The sequence below is a fragment of the Streptomyces coelicoflavus genome, from assembly GCF_003112555.1.
Lineage (GTDB): Bacteria > Actinomycetota > Actinomycetes > Streptomycetales > Streptomycetaceae > Streptomyces > Streptomyces coelicoflavus.
Window position 1 is genome coordinate 265,456 of sequence record NZ_BEWB01000011.1, and the last position, 20,898, is coordinate 286,353.

Here is a 20,898-nt window from a genome sequence, read left to right on the forward strand (position 1 = left end):
GCCGGTCAGTCGCCCGGGCGCTCGATGAGGTGCCGGAAGGCGTCCAGGTTCCGCGTCGACTCGCCGCGCGAGGTCCGCCACGCGTGCTCCTTGCGGATGGCGGACGCGAAGCCCAGCTCCAGCAGGGTGTTGAAGGCGCCGTCGGCGGCCTCGAGGACCTGGCCGAGGAGGCGGTCGATCTCGTCGGGGGTGACGGCGGCCAGGGGGAGCTTCGCGGTGACGTAGATGTCGCCGAGGCGGTCGACGGCGTAGCCGATGCCGTAGAGCTTGAGGTTGCGTTCCAGCAGCCAGCGGTGGACGGCCGGTTCGTTCTCGTCGGGGTGGCGGATGACGAAGGCGTTGAGGGAGAGGGAGTGCCGGCCGAGGAGGAGGGAGACCGTCGTCGAGAGCTTGCGGGTGCCGGGGAGCTTGACGACGTAGTTGCCGGGTTCCGGGCTCTCCCACTCCAGGTCGGCGTCCTTCAGCGCCGCCTCGACGACCTGTGCTGCCTTGTCCGGTGCCTCAGCCATGGTGCGAGCGTACGTGACGGCGGTGCGACTGGATCGCGGCCGTGTAGACCTCGGCCGTCGCGGCGGCGGCGCTGTCCCAGCCGAAGGCCTGGGCGTGCCGGGCGGCGGCGTCGCCCATGCGGGGCGTCAGCTCGGGGTTGTCGGCGAAGTCGCGCAGCACGCGCGCGTACGCGACGGGATCGTGCCCCTGGACGAGGCGGCCGGTCTGCCCGTCGCGCACGGCGACCGGGAGGCCGCCGACCGCGGCGGCGACGACCGGGGTGCCGGCCGCCTGCGCCTCTATGGCGACCAGGCCGAAGGACTCGCTGTAGGAGGGCATGACGAGGACGGACGCGGCCCGGAACCAGTCGGCGAGCTGCTCCTGCCCGACCGGCGGGCGGAAGCGTACGACGTCGGCGATGCCGAGGCGTGCGGCGAGTTTTTGCAGGCCCTCCGGCTTGGCGAGGCCGCTGCCACTGGGGCCGCCGACGACGGGCACGACGATGCGGGAGCGCAGCTCGGGGCGGTCGTCGAGGAGTACCGCGACGGCGCGCAGCAGGATGTCCGGCGCCTTCAGGGGCTGTATGCGGCCGGCAAAGAGCGGGATCAGCGCGTCCTGGGGCAGGCCGAGGCGGGCGCGGGCGGCGGCGCGGGCGTTGCCGTGCTGCCCCGGGCCGGGCACGCGGCCCTTGGGGAAGGGGCGGAACCGGTCGAGATTCACGCCGGGGTGGACGACGGCGACCTTGGCGGGGTCGGCGGAGTAGTGGCGGACGAGTTGGCCGGCCTCCTCCGTCGTGTTGGCGATCAGGCGGTCGGAGGCGGCGACGATCTGGGTCTCGCCGATGACGCGGGCGGCCGGTTCGGGGGTGTCGCCGTCGGCCAGGCTGGCGTTCTTGACCTTGGCCATGGTGTGCATCGCGTGCACGAGGGGGGCGCCCCAGCGCTGGGCGGCGAGCCAGCCGACGTGGCCGGAGAGCCAGTAGTGGGAGTGCACGAGGTCGTAGTGGCCGGGGCGGTGGCCGGCCCAGGCCTGCATCACGCCGTGGGTGAAGGCGCAGAGCTGGGCGGGCAGCTCCTCCTTGGCCAGTCCCTCGTACGGGCCCGCGTCGACGTGCCGGACGAGGACGCCGGGGGCCAGTTCGACGGAGGGCGGGAGGGCGGCGGTGGTCGACCGGGTGAAGATCTCGACCTCGATGTTGATCGCGGCGAGGCGCTGGGCCAGCTCCACGATGTAGACGTTCATGCCTCCGGCGTCGCCGGTGCCGGGCTGGTGGAGCGGTGAGGTGTGCACGGAGAGCATGGCGACGCGGCGCGGTTTGCGCAGCAGCCTGAGCCGCGGGGAGGCCGCCGGTGAGCGACGCCCGAGCCTGCTGACGTACTGGCTCACGAGCCGTTCCTCCTCGCTGCGGGCATGCCGGTCGGAGGACCTGCGGTGCCCTCCAAGGGGTGGGAACACCGGACGGGCAGTGCTCCATTCCGGTTTTCCGGCCTTTGCCGAATCATTACCGCCTATCGCTCAACCGTTCGACGGCTCACCGGGTCCCCCGACGCGGTGGCGACCCGGCCGACCGGAGCCCGGCCCCCGGGCTCGACCCCGCCGACTGGAGCCCCGTACCAGTGCTGCGGGTACCACCGTCCGGCGGCCGCATGCCGGCCGGCCGGACGCATACCCTCGTAGGCATGCCTCCCCGCGCCACCGCCACCCGCCCCGTGGGCACGGTCACGCGCGGGACGACGAACCCCAACCGGCTGCGCCGCATGGACCGCTGGATCGCGGCCGTGCACGGCGCCGAACTGCGCCGCGCCGGCGATCCCGTCGCCGTCGACCTCGGCTACGGCGCGGCGCCCTGGACCGCCGTCGAACTGCTGCTGCGCCTGCGCGCGGTCGCGCCGCACACGCGCGTGGTGGGCGTCGAGATCGACCCGGCCCGGGTGGCGGCGGCCCAGCCGTACGCGCGCGCGGGGCTCGATTTCCGGCACGGCGGCTTCGAGGTCCCGGTCCCGGCGCCGCCACTGCTGATCCGCGCGGCGAACGTGCTGCGCCAGTACGACGAGGGCGAGGTCGCCGCCGTCTGGCAGCGGCTGTGCGCGCGGCTCGCACCGGCGTCGGAGCACTCGCGCGGGGGGCTGCTGGTCGAGGGCACCTGCGACGAGATCGGGCGCCGGCACGTGTGGGTGGCGCTCGGGCCCGAGGGGCCGCGCACGGTCACCTTCGCCACCCGGCTCGGCTCCCTGGGCCTCCCCTCCGACCTGGCCGAACGACTGCCGAAGGCACTCATCCACCGCAATGTCCCCGGCGAGCCGGTGCACGCCTTCCTGCGCGACTTCGACCGGGCCTGGGCCGCCGCGGCGCCCTACGCCTCCTACGGCGCCCGGCAGCGCTGGATGCGGGCCGTGCGGGACCTGACGGCCGACTGGCCGGTGGCGGACGGGCCGGCGCGGTGGCGGCAGGGCGAAGTGACGGTGCGGTGGGAGGCGTTGGCGCCCCGCACGTAACCCGGTGACGGCGACGACGGACGAGCGGGAACGATCTCCGCACGGCGTTCGTCACACACCCGGGAAACCGGGAGGGAAGCCGGGAGGGGAGAGGGAGGGAAGCAGGAAGGCAGCAGGAGGAAAGCACGGCCTCTGTCGCCCTCTGTCGCTTTTCGCTCCGGCATGGCACGATCCCCGGAGCGGGCTATGTTACTGACGGTTAATCAGTTTGGGGGCGAGGTATGCGTACGGGGAAGCGTGGCTTGACGACCGCTGCCGTGACCGTGGTCTGCGCGATCACCGTGCTGGCCGCACCGGGCACGGCGTTCGCGGACCCGGGCCCTTCGTCGCCGCCCCCGTCGCCGCCCTCGTCCTCACCGTCGCCGAGCACCCCCGGCGCCGCCGCCGACCCGGCCGCCCCGGCCGCCACGCCCGGCAAGGGCAAGGACCTGGAAGCCGTACGCAAGAAGCTCGACGGGCTCTACCGCGCGGCGGCCTCGGCCACGGAGGAGTACAACGCCGCCGAGGAGAAGGCCGAGAAGCAGAACGCCGAGATCGTCGAGCTGGCCAAGAAGATCGTCAAGGGCCAGGAGAGGCTGGACGGCCTCAAGGACCGCGCGGGAGCCGCGGCCCGCTCCCAGTACCGCACCGGCGGCCTGCCCGACGGGGCGAAGCTCGTCCTGAGCGACGACCCCGAGGACTTCCTCGACGGCACCGGCCGGGTGATCCAGGGCCAGCGCGCCACCAAGGGCCTGCTCGGCGAGCTGACCCGTGCCCAGGAGGACCTGAAGACCTACGCGGCGGACGCCTCCGCCCGCTTCAAGGAGCTGGAGGCGAACCGCAAGGCCAAGGCCAAGGCCCAGAAGAAGATCGAGAAGCAGATCTCGGCGGCCGAGAAGCTGGAGTCCGAGCTGGAGAAGGAGGAGAAGGAGCGCCTCGCCCTGCTGGAGAAGGCGGCGCAGGCCAAGGCCCAGACCGCCTGGCTCGGCTCCGGCATCCTCGAGGACCTCGACACCGAGGCGACCGAGCGGGGCCGCAAGGCGGTCGAGTACGCCACCGCCCAGATCGGCAAGCCGTACCAGTGGGGCGCCGAGGGCCCGAAGTCCTACGACTGCTCCGGTCTGACCTCGCAGGCCTGGGTGTCGGCGGGGCAGTCGATACCGCGCACCTCGCAGCAGCAGTGGAAGCAGCTGAAGCACGTCGACATCGAGGACATGCGCCCCGGGGACCTGATCATCTACTTCGACGACGCCAGCCACGTCGGCATGTACGTCGGCGACGGCTCCATGGTGCACGCCCCGCGTCCGGGGCGCTCGATCACCGTCGCGGGCGCGGGCACCATGCCGATCCTCGGTGTGGTCCGGCCGGACACCGCCCCGGAGCAGGCGCCCGCGCCCAAGGGGTGACGCGGGCCATGCGCCGCCCGCCGGACGCGTGAGACGGGCCACGTGACCCACTCCACGCCCGGCGTCCCGCCCCGCGTGACGTTCGTCATCCCAGGTCCCCGGGCGACGTGTCCAACTGCGGGGGATAACGCGGCATATGACACTGGCCGATGGCCGCCCGACGTGTTCTGGACCATTCCGCAGCGGTGCCGTCACCCGCTATGGTCCCCGTCGGTGGGTCGAGGTCCCTCGCCCCGCCATGCCCTCGGGGGGAGGGAAGGAAACCAAGACGATGCCCGTACCCGTACCGCGGCAGAGGGCGATCCCGGCCGTGGAGTGTGGTCAGGCGCCCGCCGCGTCCCCGGACAGCGGCCCTTCCACGGAACAGGCCCCGCCCGGGACCCGCCCGGCCGAGAACCCCGTCACGCAGCGGGAGAACGCCCGGGGGAACGCCCGGGAGAACCCCACGGAGAAGCGCGAGAAGCCCACGGACACCAGCACCGGCACCCCCGGCACCAGCACCCCCGGCACGGACACTGGCACCGGCACCGCCCGCACGCGGAGCGGCCGGGCCGAGAACGCCGTGCCCACGAACCTGACGGTGCTGCTGATCGAGGACGACCCGGCCGGCTCGGCGATCGTGCCCGACCTGCTCGACCAGGCCGGCAAGCCGATCCGCGTCCGCACCGCACGCAACCTCACCGAGGCCGGGCGGCTGCTGACCGACGACGTCCACTGCATCCTGCTGGACCTCGCCCTGTCGTCCCCCGCCCCGGCCCGCGCCGGCGGCGAGGGCACCGGCGACGGCGAGGGCGCCGGTGAGGGGAGCGACGAGCTGGCCGTGCTCCGGCACGTCCTGGAGCTCGCGCCCCGGCACGCGGTGCTCGCGCTGACCTCCTCCAGCGACGCCGAGCGCGGCGCCGAGGCCGTGGCGGTCGGCGCGCAGGACTACCTGTTCCGCGACGAGCTGGACGGCCGTCTGCTGAGCCGGGCGATCCGCTACGCCGTCGAGCGCAAGCGGTCGGACTCGGCGGAGCGGCGGCTGGCCGAGGGCCGGGTGCGGGCGCAGGAGAACCGCCGTCTGGAGCGCGGCCTGCTGCCGACCCCGCTGCTCGCCGGCTCCCCGCTGCGCTTCGCCGCCCGCTACCGGCCGGGCCGCTCGCGCGCGCTGCTCGGCGGCGACTTCTACGACGTCGTCCGCACCCCGGACGGCACCGTGCACGCCATGATCGGCGACGTCTGCGGGCACGGCCCGGACGAGGCGGCGCTCGGTGTGGAGCTGCGGATCGCCTGGCGGGCACTGACCCTGGCCGGGCTCTGCGGCGACGAGCTGCTGGGCACGCTCCAGCAGGTCCTGGAGCACGAGCGCTCGGACGACGAGATCTTCGCGACCCTGTGCGCCGTGGACATCTCCCCGGACGGCCGCCGCGCGGGCCTGTGCCTGGCCGGGCACCCCTCCCCGCTGATCGCCGCGCCCGGCGTGCCCGCCCGTCTGCTCCCCTACGACAACAACGGCCCGGCGCTGGGGCTGCTGCCGGGCGCCCGCTGGCCGCGGATGCAGGTGGAGCTGGGCGCCGAGTGGAGCCTGATGCTCTACACCGACGGCCTGATCGAGGGCCACGTCGGCGAGGGCCGGGAGCGGCTCGGCCAGGACGGCATGGTGGAGATGGTGCGCCGCCAGCGCGCCGAGGGCCTGCGGGGCGAGGAGCTGCTGCGGGCGGCCGTCAGCGAGGTCCGCGAACTCAACGGCGGCGAGCTGGCCGACGACGTCGCGGTGGTCCTGCTCGACCGGACGGCCTGAGCCGCCCGGCCCCGGTGACCACGCGCACGGGGCGCCCCGTCAGCGTCCGCCGTTGTACGGGCCGTAGGGGCCGTCGCTGCTGGAGCCGCGGCGGCTGTTGCGGCCGCCGCCGGACATGCCGCGCAGGGCGGGCCGTACGTCGACCATGTACACGATCGTCGCGATGAGACCGATGATCGGCAGGAACGACAGGATGTTGAAGATCAGGTTCACCACGAAGGCGATCCCGAGGATGATCAGCCAGAACGGCTTGGTCTTCTTGTCGGCCGCGCGGTAGGCGTCCTCGCGGCGCGTGGCGGCGTCGATCAAAGCGAAGCCGCTGAAAAGGATCAGGGCGATGCTCAGCAGCCACATGAAGCCTGCGAACCCCTGCATCAGCACAACGTCCACCACCAGAATCGGATCGTCATTACGCGGTCACCGTACCCGCAGAACGAGCCGGACACCCCAAGGGTGCCCGGCCGCTCCCCACTCGTGACGTGCCGCACTACTTGGCGGGCGGCGTCGTCTTCTTCGCGGTGTTGGGCTTCTTCGCCGGGGCCTTGCGCGGGGCGGGCGTCTTCTTCGCCGTCGCGGTCTTGTCCTCGGTGACCCGGACCGGCTCGGACTTGGCGGTCGTCGGCTTGGCCGCGGTGGGCTTCGCCGGGGCGGGCTTGGCGGGCTCGACGGCCACCGCGAAGTCCTCCACGTCCTCGGCGAGGTCCTCGATGCCGTCGGCGGCCTGGCCGCGCCAGGTGCGCACCGCGTGCTCGCCGCGCTCGGCGACCTTCTCGTAGGTCTCCCGGGCCCTGACGGCGTACTCGGCGGCGACGCCGACGGAACGCAGCGCCAGGTCCTGGGCGGTCTCGCCGAGCTTCTTGAAGTCGGCGTCGAGGTTGCCGAAGAGCTCGTTGGCCTTGGCCTGGAGGCTGCCCTGGGTCTCCTTGACGCGGGCCGTCGCCTTCTCCTGGACGGCCTTCGGGTCGGTGTTGCGTACGGCGTCGATCCGCGCCGGGGCCTCCGCGCGCAGCTGGTCCACCAGCACCGGCACCTTCTTGGCCTGCTGGAAGGCGAGGTCGGCGGTGCCTGCGGCGAAGTAGAGCGGGGTGGGGTCGCTGAAGGTCTTGCGCAGGTCGTCGGTGATGGCCATGGTGATGGTCCTCCGGAATTGCTTATGTTTGAGGGTTTTTAGCTGATTCAGCCCCGTCGACAACGGCATCGGCGCCGGCGTCCGCATCGGCACTGGCGTCGGCATCCTCGTCGGCCCCGAACCCGTTCTCCTTGCGGAAGGACTCGTACACCTGGAGCAGCACCTGCTTCTGCCGCTCGTTCAGCGAGGGGTCGGCGAGGATGACCGCACGCGTCTCCACGTCGTCCCGGTCCCGCTCGGCGTCGAGGATCCCCGCCCGGACGTACAGCGTCTCGGCGGAGATCCGCAGCGCCTTGGCGACCTGCTGGAGCACCTCCGCGCTCGGCTTGCGCAGCCCGCGCTCGATCTGGCTCAGGTACGGGTTGGAAACGCCCGCGGCATCGGCGAGCTGCCGCAACGACAGCTGCGCGTTGCGCCGCTGCTCGCGCAGGTACTCACCGAGATTGCCGACGTTGAGCGATGCCATGCCTCCACCATGCAGCAGGATGCTAACTATTGCAAGCAACCTGCTTGCAACAGTGCATCCAGGCTCTTCGAGAACGCTTGAGACTGAGCACGGTAGATGTCGTATGTGCAGCACATCTGTCGGGAGCCACTCAGCACCTCACCCGAGCAAGCAGCCCTCGACTCGCACCCCACCGCAGCCAGCACCTCGCCAAGAGGGCCATAAACCAGGTCGCTACCCCGCGCACTTTGTTCCGACAGCTCCTAAGAACGGACCGCATCGAGGATCTCACCCACGAGATCCATGGCGGTCGATGCCGTTTCCAGGCCCTTGAGCGTGTCCCTCAGCCGCGTTGCGAACCGTACGACGCGTGCGGGGTTCGGGGCCGTGGGCTCAAGGGTCTGAGCCAGGGCCTCGTGGTCGCTTCGGACGTCGTCATCCTGGTCCGGGGTGAGGTGCGACGCACTGAGGTGTTCGATCTCGTCGGTGAGACGCTCAAGCAGGTCCCGGAGTGCTTCACCGTCGCCGGTCGCTCGCCCGCCGCGCTTCTCCTCCGGACGCAGGGCGACGCCCGATGCCTGCGCACCGCTCCCCGCCCGCAGTTCGGGGACGGCCGCGCTCAGCGCGTTGCGGAGCTCCATCGCGTTCCGGAAGCGCGTGCCGGGGCGCGGACTCACCCCCCGGGCGATGGTGATCCCCAGGTCCCCGTGGCCCATGAGCAGCTCCGGACCGTGCTGGAGTGACTCCGCATCCCCATAGGGCAGCGCTCCCGAGGGGTGCAGGAGGCGGTACAGGATCGCCGTCAGCGCGAAGGCGTCATGGGCCTCGGAGCGCTCGGCCGGCATGCCCTTGAGAGCCTCGAGCGGCAGATAGTCCGACGGACCAGGCGGCAGCAGGGGCTTGCCGTGCGTCACGTCCAGGCCTGCCCCCCAGCCACGTACGTACAGTTCGCTGTCGTCCGCTCCGTGCAGTACGAGGTTCTCGGGCCGCACGTCCCCATGCGTGAGCTTCCTCGCGTCCATCATCCGGTAGAGCGTGTCGCAGGCGTCGACGATCCACCGGGTGGCTTCCACGGGGCTGATTTCGAGGCCTCCCGCCAACTTGGCCTCCAGCTTCTCCTGCAGGCTGACGCCGTCCACCTTGTGGAACACCAGCCACTGTCCACAGGGAGGAAGAAGCTCGGGAACGCCTTCGACATGCTGCACGGAATCGGAGAAGATCTCGTAGAGGCGCTCCAGCTGGGGACCGTACCCCGGGTGGAACTCGGCGACCAGCGGCTGCCGGATCTCCTCGTGGGCGAGATGGCATGTTTTCGGATGGTCCCGTTCATCGAAGCGCCGCTGGACGACGTAGCCCTCATCCCTGAGTGGCTGTTCCTCCGTCTGCCAGCCGAGGTTGGGGTCCGCCTCCCAGCCGAGGCTGGGGCGTTCCGTGCGCGGAGGCCTCCGCGTCTCCAGCCACTTGCGCACGATCGGGTTGACCCACGCCCAGTCGTCTTCTCGCTGGACGAGGATCCCGAAGTCCCGGAGCCCGTCCAGGGCCCTGACCTTCGCGGTGGCGAGCGAAGCCCGGACCGCCGTCACGAACGGCTCCTCCTCGATGAGCCGCGCGATCTCGTGCAGGAGCGACAGGACATGTTCCCGGCCGCCCTCGCCGTAAGGGTCGAGAAGCCCGATGACAGCGTCGTCCTGGTCCACGACCCAGTCGAACGCCGCGTCCACCAGTTCCGCGCTCACGTGCGTCCGCTGACTCTTCTCCAGCAGCTTCAGAACCCGCGCGCCGAGCATGTGGATGTGCTGAGGATGGCCCTGGGTGAGCTCCCACACCCGCTCCGCGGCCTCGTCCATCACCTGGACAGGCTCCAGGAATCCGAGGTGGAACGCCTGCCGCGTGGCGTCATTGTCGAGCGGGCCGATGACGTACGGGGTCGTGAAGTCCTGCTGGAACCGGGTGTCTTCGAGCAGATCGCGAATCCCGTGGCTCGTCGCGGCGCCGCAGACCAGAAGACCCACCCCCACCCGCTCGTTCTTGAGTCCGCGCAGCTGGGTCAGCACGGGATCCAGGTTGTCCGACTTCCTCAGCCGCCTCAGCAGATGCTGGAACTCGTCGATGACGAGCAGCAGTCCGACTGTCTCCTTGGGCCACAGCTGTCGTCGGACGCGGACCCACCAGTTCACGAAGTCCAGCGGGGCGTTGCCTTCGGGCATCCCGATCGCCGGCGCACGGTACTCAAAAGCGTGATCCACCGCGAGCACGAGAGCCTGGGCGATGTCGGTCATCAAGAGGCGGCCGGAGTCCTCGGTCATCTCGGCGTTGAGGTAGACCGGGAAGACTCGTGGAATCCGCCACTTGCCTGGGGGCGGCAGCTCGTGGGACCCGGGGGTCCGCACCTCACTGAGCTGGTACGCGATGGAGGTCTTCCCTGCCTGTCGCGAGCCCGTCATGAACAAGGTGCCCGCGTGGCCGCGCGACGCCTTCTCGTAATGGCGTGCCAGATCCTCGAGCTCTTTGGTGCGCCCTACGAACATCGCAGGATCAACGCGGTCGCTCGGCTTGAAATGCGCGGACAGCCGCTGGTCCAGGGGATAGTTGCTCACCGATTGGGTCGCGGTCGTGGGCGGCAGCGGGCCTTGGGGAAGCACCCCCGAGGCCGTGACCTTCACCTCCTGGTGTTCGCCGGTGAGGAGGAGGAGCCGTGTCGCCTTGGCACCGGCCTCCATTCTGTCGAGCCGAACCCATCCCTCCGGACCTGCGCCCTCGATACCCAGCGTGATCTGCGAGACGGACTGGAGCGCGGTGATCTCCGCCTTGACCTCCACAGGGCCGGAACCCAGCCGGGTGACCCTCAGCAGCCTCAGTTCGAGCAGGCGTCCCTCTCCATCGCTCTTCCTGCTCAGGTGATCCCGCGCTACGTCCTCCCAGGCGGCGTTCAGTGCGTCGGAGAGCAAGGACGACGCCTCTCTCAGCCTGTGCGAGATGAGATTCTCCGACAACAGCGCCTGCAGTCGCAGGTCGGCCTCGATACGCCTCGTCTTCTCGACCGAGTCGCGCGTCGCGCTGCCGGTTAGAACGGACAGCACGTCATCGTGTTCCAGCTGGATGGCGACCCCCGCCCACACCGTGTGCAGCAGCTTCAAGGACTCCGCGTCCCGTGGGCCAGCCTCCTCCTTCAGCTTCAGCGCGGCTGAGGCCAGCCCCTCCGAAAGCACTGGCACCTGCCTGGTGGCCGCTTGGGAGACAAGCTCCTCGGTCTCGGGCGGCAACGACTGGGGCTCCTCCTCCGAGGACAGGGTGTCGGCGTAGTCCATCGCCTCCTCGCCCACCTCGACGCCGAGCTGGAGCAGGGTGACTGCGGCGTACCGGTAGCCCTCGGCGAACCTGGCCTCGTCGCAGAAGGATCTCAGCCCCCCGAGAACTCTCACCCGCTCTTCCAAGCCGGGCGCCAGCTCCGCGAGTGCGCGCCATTGCGTGAACGCGTCCCGCACCAGTCCGTGGCGTCCGAGCAACTCCGCGCAGTACTGGTGGGCGTCGCGCGTCACGGTGTCGTCGCGGCCGCCCGTGGTCCTGTCCTTCAGATGGTTCCGGACGAAACGCAGCAGTCGCTCCGGATCCGTCGCCAGGCTCTCCGCCACGCGCTCCAGGTGGACCCGGCCGAGAGGCGGGAGGGTTGCGTCGTTGAGGGCCTCGGGGACGTCCCGCTCGATCGCCCAGGTAACCAGATCGTCCAGGCCGACCGGGGGATGGCGCAGCTCTTGGAGCGCCTGCAGATAGAGCCTCCGATCCCGCTTCCGATCGCGGTGGGCCAGCACGACGGCGAGGGACAGGGGTAAGTCCGAGGTGCCGGGAGGCCGGAGCCGCGCGAACTCCAGCAGCAACTTCGCCGCGACGAGCGGACGGTGGCCCAGATGCGCGATCAGGCCGGCATGGGCGAGGGCCTCGTCCATAGAACCGTCACGGACGGTCCGGAAGAGCGCCAGCAGTTCGCGGGCATGCGCGTACTTGTTACGGGCCGCGGCGATCTGAACCTGCAGGCGGACACCGTCCGGCAGATGTCCCAGCACTCCGGCCACCACATCGGCCTCGTCGTACTTCTCGCGCTTGAGCAGGCACACCACCGTGGCCTTCACCAGCACAATGTTCCTGGGGGCCTTCGCGAGGAGCAACTCACTGAACAGGGCTCCCGCCCGCTCCCAGTCCTCCGCCGCGGCGGCCTCCAGCGCGGGTCGTGCCTCGTCCTGAAGCTCGTGCGCCAGCCCTTGGGCCAGCTGCCCCCAGTCGACCTCCGGCTGGAACCAGGTCAGCGCCTTGCTCTGGAGGGCGTTCACCTCGGCCCCGTACTCGTGCACCAGAAGCTGGACCGCTTCGGCCTCCGACACCTGCGGATCCTTGACCTTCCCGAGGATCTTCCGGTTGTCGGGCGGTGGCGTCTGCCGCCGGTCGACAACGCTCTCGCGTAGTACGGCCGCCTCGACGGAGGTCGCATTGCGGCGCAGCGCGAGGTCGGCATACCGGATCAGGGCCGGTGTGTCGTTCTGCCGTTGTGCCAGTTTGGCGAGGCTGAGCTGCAGTTCGTACTTGGAGTACGGCTGGTGATGGCGCTCAAGGAGGTCGCGCAGTTGCCGGTCCCGCTCCAACTCGCGGGAGATCCGGACCGCCGGAGGGAGGAGCGCGGTCTCCGCGCGGGTGTGGTCGATCCACATCATCAAGAGATCCCAGGCCTCCTGCTGGTGCCCGGCGGTCTCCAGGACTGCAGCCATCTCGGCGGCAGCCTTCGGGCTGGGGTTGGCCAGGACCGAGAACAGGTTCCGCATCGTGGCCACATAGCGGGTGACGTTGCCCTGCGGCCCGGCCTGCATCGCCCTGCGCACCGCGGTGCCAGCGATGTAGAACTTGTGGTTGTCTGGCGCACTGCGGAATTCGGCGATCCGGCGTGCCGCCAGCCCCTCGGGGCTGTCAACGGCCGTGCGGGACTCCGTGCCGGCAAGGGTGTCGGCGGCGCCGGGCGGGGCGCTCACGCCCCGGACCGGCGGAGGCTTGGCCCCGGCGGGGGTAGGCACGGGCCTGCCCAGGGACGAGAACAGCGTGGTAAGTACCCGCAGTTGTGCCTCCGTGTACTGCCGGGTGGACACGCGCGCGTAGTACGTCAAGGCGGTGGCCGCCTCCTCCAGGTGACCGGACGCCGCGTACACGCAGCCGAGGTTCCAGGCCGCAGCGGCACCCAGCCAGTACACAGTGGACACGCTGTCGTAGAGCGTGATGGCCTCTTCAGCACGGCCAGCGCGCACCAGGGTTCCCAAGGCGTTGCCGAGCGCCAGGGACTGGCCCTTGCGGACGGCTCGCACCCAGGCGTCCGCCACGACCGAGGGATCGGAGTCCGGCGGCAGACGCTGCGCCTCCAGGATGAAGGGGTTGCTCGCCTCAAGTCCGGCGATCTCCTGCAGGTGGACATCCGGTACGAACGCCGGATCCGGGTTCCGCTTCGCACTGGTGACACCCGAAGGCGGCGAGGGCGGATCGAATGCCTCGGCCGACAGGCCCCCCCTGCGGACCGCCTCGTCCCGCAGGAACACCACGCGCGGAAGACGGTCGGGCGGCGTCCACGCCACGGCGTCCTGGAGCACCCGCACTGCCGACCGGTGGTCGCCGCTGTTGATCAGCCACAGAGCGAGATTGCGATTGAGGAACGAGTCACGGTGCCGGTTGACCAGGTCGATCAATCGTTCGAGGGTCTCCCGGTCCGGCACGGGAACCCGCTTGGCCCGGAGCTGCGAGGCCAGCACGCCCACCGCGGCGGGCTCACGCCGCGAGGCCCACTCGGCCGACTCCAGAACGGCCTGGAGTCCCGCGGTGTCCAGCTGGGCCGAGAGGTAGCTCCGCCATGTTCCGGGATCGTCAATGCCGGACAGCGGTCGCGCCTGTCCCGCGGGGACGAACGGAGTGTTCTGTGCCTGTCCCGGTTCGGCCGACGCCCTGCGCAGCCTGGTGACGAGCGGCGCAGTCCAGCCGACCGGGGCGCCCGATTCCTGGGCCCGGTCCAACCGCTGTCCCGCGAGCACGAGATCGCCGGCGTCTAGTGCGTTACGGGCGAGCTCGAGGTGATGGCGCCAGGTCACGGCCCCGGCTGCCTCGATGCGATCGACGGTCCTGCGAGCCGCGTCGAGGTCGTTCTGCTCCCGGTGGATACGGAGCAGCAGGAACGCCCCAGGGGATCGCGGATTCTCCGACAGCAACCGGTCCAGACCAGCCGCGGCCTCCACCACCCGACCGGACGCGTGGAGGCGCTTGGCCTCTTTCTCCGGACGAGGGGGCGCCGACGCCTGAGCCGGTACGACGGGGGCGGCTTGCGGAGGTGCCTGACGGGCCCCGTGGAGGTACTCGAACTCCTCCATCCCCCGGCGCTGGAGCGGTTCCATACGGCCGGACAGAACCGCCTTGAAGACGACCAGGGATTCGAGAGCCGACCGTGCCTGGCCGACCTGGGCGTAGGCGACCGCGACGTTCCAGGCCGCGGTGGCGTTGACGTACTGGTGCGGTCCGAACCGGCGGTAGAGACGCAACGCGTCCGTCGGCCTTCCCGCGCTCACGGCCCAACCCACGGCGAAGCCGAGAGCGAAGGAGTTGCCCTCCTCAAGCGAGCGGGCGTACAGCTGTGCCTCTTCCGCGGGCGGGCGCGGCCCGGTCTCCGGGAGGGCGGTCTCGGCTGGGTCGCAGACCCGCTGGAACGGCTGTACCCGCGGCTTCAACAGGTTCGCGCCCACGACTGGTTCGGCGGTGACCGCGCCTTCCGGTGGCACGGGGGGATGGCCGAGTCGGAACACCTGCTCGGCGCGCTCGGCCTCGCCGAGGACGCGCAGGGCGTCGAGCTGCAGTTGCCACAGGACCGGGCGCAGCACCGGACGGGCCCGCTCGAGTGCCACGTCCGTCAGCGCGACGGCCAGGTCGGGTGCGACGTGCAGCAGGTCGCGGGCCGTGCTGACCACGTCGTCCAGCAGCCCGGTCCGGCCGAGTCGCCGGACGTACTCCTCCACCTGGCGCCGCTCGGGTGCCTCGTGATCCGGCGCTCGGAGGGCGGCCATGATCCTGGCCAGCAGACCCTCGTCACTGGCGCCCTCCAGGCCCGGTGACGGGGTGTCGACCGTACCGAGCGGCGGCAGAGCGCCGACCGGAACGTCCGCCCCCTGCCGCGGTACCAGCGTCCGTACGGCCGCGCCCTCAAGCGGCCCGTTCTCCACGGTCCGCGGAGCGGAGGGGAGGGCCCGCTCGGCCTCGCCGACGTAGGTCGCGGCGGCCTTCAGGTCGCCACGGTCCAGGTGCAGTTCAACGGTGCTCAGGTGGAGTCGCACCGCCTCCTGCGCCTCCACCTCCTCGACGCGCGCTATGGCCTCCTGGACGGCGGCGACCCTCACCTCCACCGCCGTACGACTCGCGTACTCCTCCAGCATGTCGAGCCCCTCACGGGCCTCAGGCAGGTCCCCGCGGTCCAGGGCCTGGAGGATCAGAGTGCGCAGGTCTTCTCCCTGACCGTCAGGGTCCTGTGCCAGCGCCTTGAGCAGCGCCTCCGCCCGCGCACGGGTCTTGTAGATCGGCTCCAGGGCCGGCCGAATCATGTCGGCGGGCACGCCCGCGCCCTGCGCGGAGAGGGCGATCACGTGCCGGTGCTCCGGAGCCGCGAGCGACAGCGCCTCGGTGGCGATGCCGGTCACCCAGTCGTCGTCGCTGTTGGTACGGCGCGCCTCCAGGTCCGGTGAGGCGAGGAGGAGCGCCTCAACGACAGGTACGAGGTCCGGGGCGAGATCGTCGAGCGGCGGCGCGGGCACGTCCGGCCCGTCCCAGGAGTACTCGTTCGCGACCTCCAGCAACTCCCGGACCAACGTGCAGACCTCTGTCGTAGCCTTCACCAGGAGCGGCCAGCGCTTGCCGTTGGGTGGGACAGGCGGGAGGTTCCCGTGACGATCGGTGTTCGCGCGCGAAATGAGCATCTCCGCCGGGTGCTCGAGCAGACCGTGGTCGTCGATCACGCTCCGGCTCACGTCGTGCAGGACTGCCTCCACGGGCTTCAAGAACAGAGGGCGCGTGAAGGTGTGGTCGACGGCTGCGAGCCGGTTCGCCTCGGCGCGCAGATGCTCGGCCCTGTCGCGCAGGACGAGTGATCCGGTGATGCGTCGCATGACCGCGTTGTCGCGCTCCAGCGCCTCCTGCAGAGGCTGGCGCACAGACTCGGGCAGCGCGCGCCCCGCGTAGAAGTAGCGCAGGCTCGTGCGTCCGGTCCAGGCGATCGCCGCCCAGTCGAGCAGTTCGGCGAGGGCGTACTCTCCCACCGCCGCCGCACTCTGGCCCAGCCGGGGCAGCAACAGCGCGTGCGGAGCGGGGCCCGCAATCCGGCCGGCGGCCGGGACGAGCACCGACGACAGCAGGGTGACCCGACGGTGCAAGAGCACCGCAAACGGAGCCACGCCCTTCAGGACCGTGGGAGAGTGGACGCCGTCCGCGTTGCGACCTCGGCCGGACAGGAACAGTTCGAGGTCCCTGGCGACCACGGACGTTTCGTTGGGAACCATCACTGACTCGCGACCCCTGTGGTGCGTGTGCCTATCGAGTGACAGAGGGGTGCAATTCTACCCGGCCCGGACCTTCAACAGGACCATCCTTCCGCCAACTCCACTTCGCGGTGAGCGATTTGCACAGATCAAGCCATGTGATGGCTGATCTCTTACGGCAGCCGCCGGATACGCGTGACGCCAGTGGACGCGTGCGGCATCGATGTCGACAATGAGCCAGGGCATGGCCGCCTTCAACGGCCATCGAGCTGCGCCAGCGCACGGACCTCCGAACCACGCTGCAAGGATGCACGGCATGAAGATCTTCATCAGCTGGTCCGGAGAAACGGCGCAAAAGTGCGCCGAAGTGCTCGGGAGGGAACTTGGGCATCTCCACCCCGAGATGAGGACTTTCGTCTCGTCGCTGGGCATCGTGAAGGGGCAAAGATCGATGGAGAGCATCGCGGCCCAACTACGGGACGCCGATGTCGGAATCATGTGCCTCACGCGTGAGAACCAGCGGAAGCAGTGGATCAACTACGAGGCAGGAGCCCTGTCCAGGCGGACTGATGAGGACAAGGCCTACGTCCATCCCTTCCTCATCGACATGCCACCGGAGGAGATCTCCGGCCCTCTCAAGCAGTTCCAGGCGACCGACTCCTCCGTTCGGAGGGAGGTCTTCTCCATGATCCAGTCCCTCCACGACGAATGCGTCAACCCGTACAGCCCAGAGGCGCTGAGAAGGGCATTCGGGGATTTCTGGGACCGGGTGGACAGGGACCTGCAGGACATCAAGAAGAGAGTGCCGAGAACGGAGACACCGGTACGAGCAACGCCCGAGGACCTCTTCGGCGAACTGGTCGATCTCGTGCGCGACCAGAGCCGGAGGATCGGTGCGCTGGAGGAAAAGATGAGCGCCCTCGGTGCCGCAGCCGTACTCGTACCCGCTCCCAGGACGACTGCTGGAGACACTCCTCTGCAGGCCTCCGCCGAGGAGGACAGGACGACGGACCATACGACCGAGGAAGTCCGCGAGATCGTAGGCCGCACCCATGTGGTGCAGGAGGACGCCCACGAGGGTGGAATCGCCGTGATCTGCGACGGCGAGGGATACCGGCGGGCCAACGAGAAGGCCGAGAAACTGCGGCGGCTCGCGAGCTGGAGCAAGATCCCCATCACAATCTCCCATGACGAGGAATCTGTGACGTTCGCCCCGCAGTAGCCGCTCCGGCGCCAACTGGTACCCTCCCGCTCACGTCCAAGGAGTTCACCTGTCCACGCTGATCGCCACGATGATCACGGCCTTGGCCAGCGTTCTGATCGCCGTGCTCGCCTACGCCCTGAACCAGCGCGGAGAGATACAACGCTCCAAGCGCCAGGCTCACCTCGACCGGATCAACTCCCAGCTCAGGGACCTGTACGGCCCCCTCTTGGTCCTCGTTGAGGCAAACGAGCGGACATGGGACGCCTTTCGTGAACGGCACCTGACACCGCTCGAGGAACGTCGAGAGGCTGCTGGTCTCACCGAGGAACAGAGCCGGCTCTGGCGCCGGTGGGTCCTCACTGTGCTAATCCCGACAGCGCGACAGATGCGCGACGTCGTCCTGGCCCACGGCGACCTGTTCATCGAGGACGAGATTCCCCCGCTGGTTCTCGACTTCTGCGCCCACGTCTCGTCCTACGAGGTCACGATCGTCGAGTGGGAGGCCGGGGAGGACGGCGACGTTCTGGTCCGGCATCCAGGGGAGGGCCTCGCCAGGTACGTCCGCGACGCGTACCGGAACCTCAAGTCGGCCCAGGCCAAGGTCCTCAAGGCCCAGGCATAAGCGGCCCCCGTCCCAAACCCGCCGTCCCGGTGCTCTGTCCGTCCCCCTGGTGGGCTCGGGATCAGGACGGCTCAGTGTTGAGGGCCGCTGTCGCCCACACGGCGAGTACAGGTCTTCTCCGTGCAGGACAGTCGTCTCTGACCGCAGTCCTCATTGGCGTCGAGATCCAGGCAGGGCGACGCAAGTAGATGCTGAGCGCGCGGTCGTCATCGCGCAACCGCTGCACAAGCGGGGCCAGGAGCTCTCGCGCTTCATCCGGCTCCGCTGTTGTGAGGAGCTGGGACGCGATGTCCAGGACTGCGCCCATGGCCAGGGAGTCCTGCGGCGGCGCGGTGTAAGGCTTGGAGGTCTTCTTCTTGCCGGCGGTCTTGAGCATGGGCTGGGCCTGCGCGGTGCGGGAGGCGTGTTCCGCGTCGAGCGTGGCGGCCAGGGCGGAGTGCTGGAGTACGGGCGGGCCTCTGGCCAGGTCCGGAAGATCATGGCGACCACGGTTCGCAGGTCGGCGAAGTAATGCCAGACAGGGACGGGCGCCCCTGCGCTCATCGTGGTCTCGGGGCCTCCTACGGCGATCAAATTCGCAAGGTGCCGTTGGACGTGCAAGAGCACCTTCATGGTGGCCGGATCAGGCTCCTCGTGCAGGGGGCCCTGCTGGGTCAGATCGGCTCCGCAGGCAGCTGCAGGCTGCTCCGTCGATGCCGACCGAACCTGCGCGGAACGGCACTGCCGGGGGTTGAGTGCGTCGTCTGAAATCCGCGCAAGGGCGCTGGCCGTACGGGCGGACTGCGCACGCATGTCGCATCCGAGGCACTGGTGGGAAAGAAGTCGCCGATGCCGGACGCAGAGGAAGATCACGGGGAGGCGCCACAGCCGTTGCCAGGGTCCGCCGTGCCGGTCCTGGATGGGCGTGACGTTCCCGGCGAGGCAGGGCGGGCAGTAGCGCGTGGAGCGGGTCAGCACCCACGGATCGTCGTAGATCATCCGGGCCGGGGTGTTGCGTGGGGTGAAGACGGGGTCCAGTGGCCCATACCGCTGTCCGAGCGGGGCGAGGAGCATGTCGGTGACCTCGGTCGGCGTCAGGTAGGTGGCGCGGGCAAAGCCCGTGAGGTGGGCGTCGTCCAGGTGGTGCTGGAAACTCAGGGGGAAGCGGGTGGGCAGGCCGGGGCGCCCGCCGGGTGCCAGGCCTGTGCGGAGAGCGATCTCTGCGGGTGTCGTGCCCAGCCGGTGGGCCAGACGCAGCACGAATCCGGTGAGGGTCTCGTCGGGCAGCGGGGCAAGGCTGCAGGGCAGGGGGCGCACGGTCAGCCGTTTCGTGGACCACGGACGTAGAACTCGGGGCTCGGACTGTCCGCGGTCTCCTTCACGACGCCGAGCACCCGCTGCAACGCAACGGACGTGCCGGGGAGGCGCTCAAGATCCCGGAAGGTGTCCCGGTGCAGTACGAGCGCGGCGTCGTAGAGCGGGCGTAGGACCCTCTCTGTCCAATTCTTGTCGCGGGCTTCGAGTACGGATTCGGCGATGCCCAGTACCGCGCCCATGGTCAGGGGGACTCCATAGGGGCGAGCAGCGAGTTGATTGCGTACGGCCTCTTTGATCCTCCCCGCGTGCGGCGTCGGCTGTCACGCAGTCGCTGCTCGACCTCTCGTGCGATCGGCCGTGCCAAGGCGGATGTCGCGGTAAAGCGGCCGGCCTCCGGCCAGGAGGCGAGGAGGCGAGGTGGCCACAACTCTGAGGTCGATGAAGTACTGGGCGACCGGTACAAGTTGACCGCAGCTCATGGTGCCCTGCGACCCGTCTGTCGTCAGCAGCGCATCGAGGCGCTCTTGGAGTGCCAGCAGTGTCTTGAGCGAGTCGGCGACATCCGAAGTACGAGCAGGTCGGATGCGGGAGAGGTCGGCCCCGCAAACCACCGATCGGCCCCCACCCGGGCCCGAAGCGGATGACGATCGGCACTGGGCCGGATGTAGATCTCCCGTTCCCGGGCGAGCGATCAGACCTGCGCGGGCAAATTGACCGGGGGTGCGGCACGCGGGACAGACCCGGTGGAGGAGCTGCTGGTGCCTGACGCAGGCGAAGACCGCCGGCAACTGCCAAGACCGCCTCCAGGCGCCCCCGCTCAGGGCCTCCTGCGGGCCTCCATCGCCCGCGAGGCACGACGGGCAGTATTGAGATGTCCGTACGAAGACCCATCGGTTGGCGCGGTCCAACTGCCGTGGACTCGTCCACGGCCGGTATCGCCTGCCCACGAGGCCGTATCGACGCCCCATCGGGGCGAGCAGCAACTTGTCGGCCTCCGCCACAATCAGATGTGCCGCGCGTGCCACCCGGACAAGACGTGGTTTGTCCATGTCCACCAACAGCCAGGGCGAGACGACGCCAGGCGACTCACCCTGGGCGTCCATCAACCCCAAACGGGATGCGATGTGGTCCGGGGGCGTGCCGTTGTGGCGGGCGAGGCGGAGGATGAAGCCGACGAGGGTTTCGTCGTCGAGTGGGTCGAGGCTGCGGGGCAGGGGGCGCACTCCGTTCTCACCCCGCTTCCGCTGCTGGCATCTGTGGCGCGCTGCGGGTACTGGCCTTGCGCGGGCGCGGAGTGATGCCGAGAGTGCGGTACAGGGGCGGGGATGCGCCGAGCTCCGCCACGAGCCTCCGGCTGAGCGGCGCGCGCCCGGCTACTGCCGGTTGGTAGAGGTCGATGAGTGCGGCCCTTCCCTCCGAGTTGTCCGCGGCTTTGAGGAAGCGTTCCGCGATTCCCAGAACGGCACTGGTCGCGAGGGCCGTGTCAGGCGGCGCGAGAAAATAGTTGCCGGCCCAA

The 20,898-nt window shown here is 70.0% G+C and carries 14 protein-coding genes; 5 read left to right on the forward strand and 9 right to left on the reverse strand.

From position 1 onward, the window contains the following. Nucleotides 1-5 precede the first annotated feature (5 nt). Complete coding sequence (locus tag Sco07f_RS27115) at nt 6-509, reverse strand: type III secretion system chaperone family protein (protein WP_007451015.1); 504 nt, start codon at nt 507-509, stop codon at nt 6-8. After that, a complete protein-coding gene (gene mshA, locus Sco07f_RS27120) occupies nt 502-1,875 on the reverse strand; it encodes a D-inositol-3-phosphate glycosyltransferase (protein ID WP_054101664.1) in 1,374 nt (457 codons plus the stop codon). Before mshA ends, Sco07f_RS27115 begins: the two co-directional genes overlap by 8 nt. 293 nt (nt 1,876-2,168) lie before the next feature. Between mshA and Sco07f_RS27125 the strand changes: the two genes are divergently transcribed. The 3 genes from Sco07f_RS27125 (at nt 2,169) to Sco07f_RS27135 (ending at nt 6,149) form a co-directional block, all read left to right on the forward strand. Further along, complete coding sequence (locus tag Sco07f_RS27125) at nt 2,169-2,984, forward strand: SAM-dependent methyltransferase (RefSeq protein ID WP_108989453.1); 816 nt, start codon at nt 2,169-2,171, stop codon at nt 2,982-2,984. Between the two features lie 221 nt (nt 2,985-3,205). Further along, nucleotides 3,206-4,369, forward strand: coding sequence for a C40 family peptidase (locus Sco07f_RS27130; RefSeq protein WP_108989454.1), 1,164 nt, complete (start codon nt 3,206-3,208; stop codon nt 4,367-4,369). A gap of 271 nt (nt 4,370-4,640) precedes the next feature. Beyond that, nucleotides 4,641-6,149 carry a PP2C family protein-serine/threonine phosphatase gene (locus tag Sco07f_RS27135; RefSeq protein WP_054101666.1) on the forward strand — a complete coding sequence of 503 codons (1,509 nt, stop codon included), beginning with the start codon at nt 4,641-4,643 and terminating at the stop codon, nt 6,147-6,149. A 39-nt stretch (nt 6,150-6,188) separates the two neighbouring features. Here the strand turns inward: Sco07f_RS27135 and Sco07f_RS27140 are convergent, their stop codons facing one another. From Sco07f_RS27140 to Sco07f_RS27155, 4 genes are all read right to left on the reverse strand, one after another. Then, the gene (locus tag Sco07f_RS27140) at nt 6,189-6,524 is read right to left on the reverse strand and encodes a DUF2516 family protein (protein ID WP_007388804.1); all 336 of its coding nucleotides are present in this window, start codon (nt 6,522-6,524) and stop codon (nt 6,189-6,191) included. A gap of 112 nt (nt 6,525-6,636) precedes the next feature. After that, nucleotides 6,637-7,278: a hypothetical protein gene (locus Sco07f_RS27145; RefSeq protein ID WP_108989455.1), complete on the reverse strand. Its 642-nt coding sequence runs from the start codon at nt 7,276-7,278 to the stop codon at nt 6,637-6,639. A 22-nt stretch (nt 7,279-7,300) separates the two neighbouring features. Beyond that, on the reverse strand, nt 7,301-7,744 hold the full coding sequence (locus tag Sco07f_RS27150; RefSeq protein WP_007388806.1) for a helix-turn-helix domain-containing protein: 444 nt from the start codon (nt 7,742-7,744) through the stop codon (nt 7,301-7,303). Nucleotides 7,745-7,986: 242 nt separating this feature from the next. Next, a complete protein-coding gene (locus Sco07f_RS27155) occupies nt 7,987-16,260 on the reverse strand; it encodes a protein kinase family protein (protein WP_108989456.1) in 8,274 nt (2,757 codons plus the stop codon). 316 nt (nt 16,261-16,576) lie between these two features. On the opposite strand from Sco07f_RS27155, the gene Sco07f_RS27160 reads away from it, so the two are divergent. Both Sco07f_RS27160 and Sco07f_RS27165 read left to right on the forward strand, forming a co-directional pair. Further along, entirely contained in the window at nt 16,577-17,482 is a 906-nt protein-coding gene (locus Sco07f_RS27160; RefSeq protein WP_159106991.1) for a toll/interleukin-1 receptor domain-containing protein, read from the forward strand. 82 nt (nt 17,483-17,564) lie between these two features. After that, on the forward strand, nt 17,565-18,086 hold the full coding sequence (locus Sco07f_RS27165; RefSeq protein ID WP_159106992.1) for a hypothetical protein: 522 nt from the start codon (nt 17,565-17,567) through the stop codon (nt 18,084-18,086). Between the two features lie 150 nt (nt 18,087-18,236). Here Sco07f_RS27165 and Sco07f_RS40815 read toward each other — a convergent pair whose 3' ends face one another. The 3 genes from Sco07f_RS40815 to Sco07f_RS41260 all read right to left on the reverse strand — a co-directional run bounded on the left by Sco07f_RS40815 (nt 18,237) and on the right by Sco07f_RS41260 (nt 20,605). Beyond that, a complete protein-coding gene (locus Sco07f_RS40815) occupies nt 18,237-19,382 on the reverse strand; it encodes a TniQ family protein (RefSeq protein WP_369695781.1) in 1,146 nt (381 codons plus the stop codon). A 2-nt stretch (nt 19,383-19,384) separates the two neighbouring features. After that, entirely contained in the window at nt 19,385-19,621 is a 237-nt protein-coding gene (locus tag Sco07f_RS40820) for a hypothetical protein (RefSeq protein ID WP_244942154.1), read from the reverse strand. Between the two features lie 81 nt (nt 19,622-19,702). Continuing rightward, nucleotides 19,703-20,605, reverse strand: coding sequence for a TniQ family protein (locus Sco07f_RS41260; protein ID WP_369695782.1), 903 nt, complete (start codon nt 20,603-20,605; stop codon nt 19,703-19,705). Nucleotides 20,606-20,898 lie beyond the last annotated feature (293 nt).

Bases quoted from the DNA above. Each gene is read 5' to 3' on its own strand.
- Sco07f_RS27115 (WP_007451015.1), bottom strand. From the start codon at position 509: ATGGCTGAGGCACCGGACAAGGCAGCACAGGTCGTCGAGGCGGCGCTG.
- Sco07f_RS27135 (WP_054101666.1), top strand. From the start codon at position 4,641: ATGCCCGTACCCGTACCGCGGCAGAGGGCGATCCCGGCCGTGGAGTGT.
- Sco07f_RS27145 (WP_108989455.1), bottom strand. From the start codon at position 7,278: ATGGCCATCACCGACGACCTGCGCAAGACCTTCAGCGACCCCACCCCG.
- Sco07f_RS40820 (WP_244942154.1), bottom strand. From the start codon at position 19,621: ATGGGCGCGGTACTGGGCATCGCCGAATCCGTACTCGAAGCCCGCGAC.
- Sco07f_RS27130 (WP_108989454.1), top strand. From the start codon at position 3,206: ATGCGTACGGGGAAGCGTGGCTTGACGACCGCTGCCGTGACCGTGGTC.
- Sco07f_RS27150 (WP_007388806.1), bottom strand. From the start codon at position 7,744: ATGGCATCGCTCAACGTCGGCAATCTCGGTGAGTACCTGCGCGAGCAG.
- Sco07f_RS27160 (WP_159106991.1), top strand. From the start codon at position 16,577: ATGAAGATCTTCATCAGCTGGTCCGGAGAAACGGCGCAAAAGTGCGCC.
- Sco07f_RS27140 (WP_007388804.1), bottom strand. From the start codon at position 6,524: ATGCAGGGGTTCGCAGGCTTCATGTGGCTGCTGAGCATCGCCCTGATC.
- Sco07f_RS27125 (WP_108989453.1), top strand. From the start codon at position 2,169: ATGCCTCCCCGCGCCACCGCCACCCGCCCCGTGGGCACGGTCACGCGC.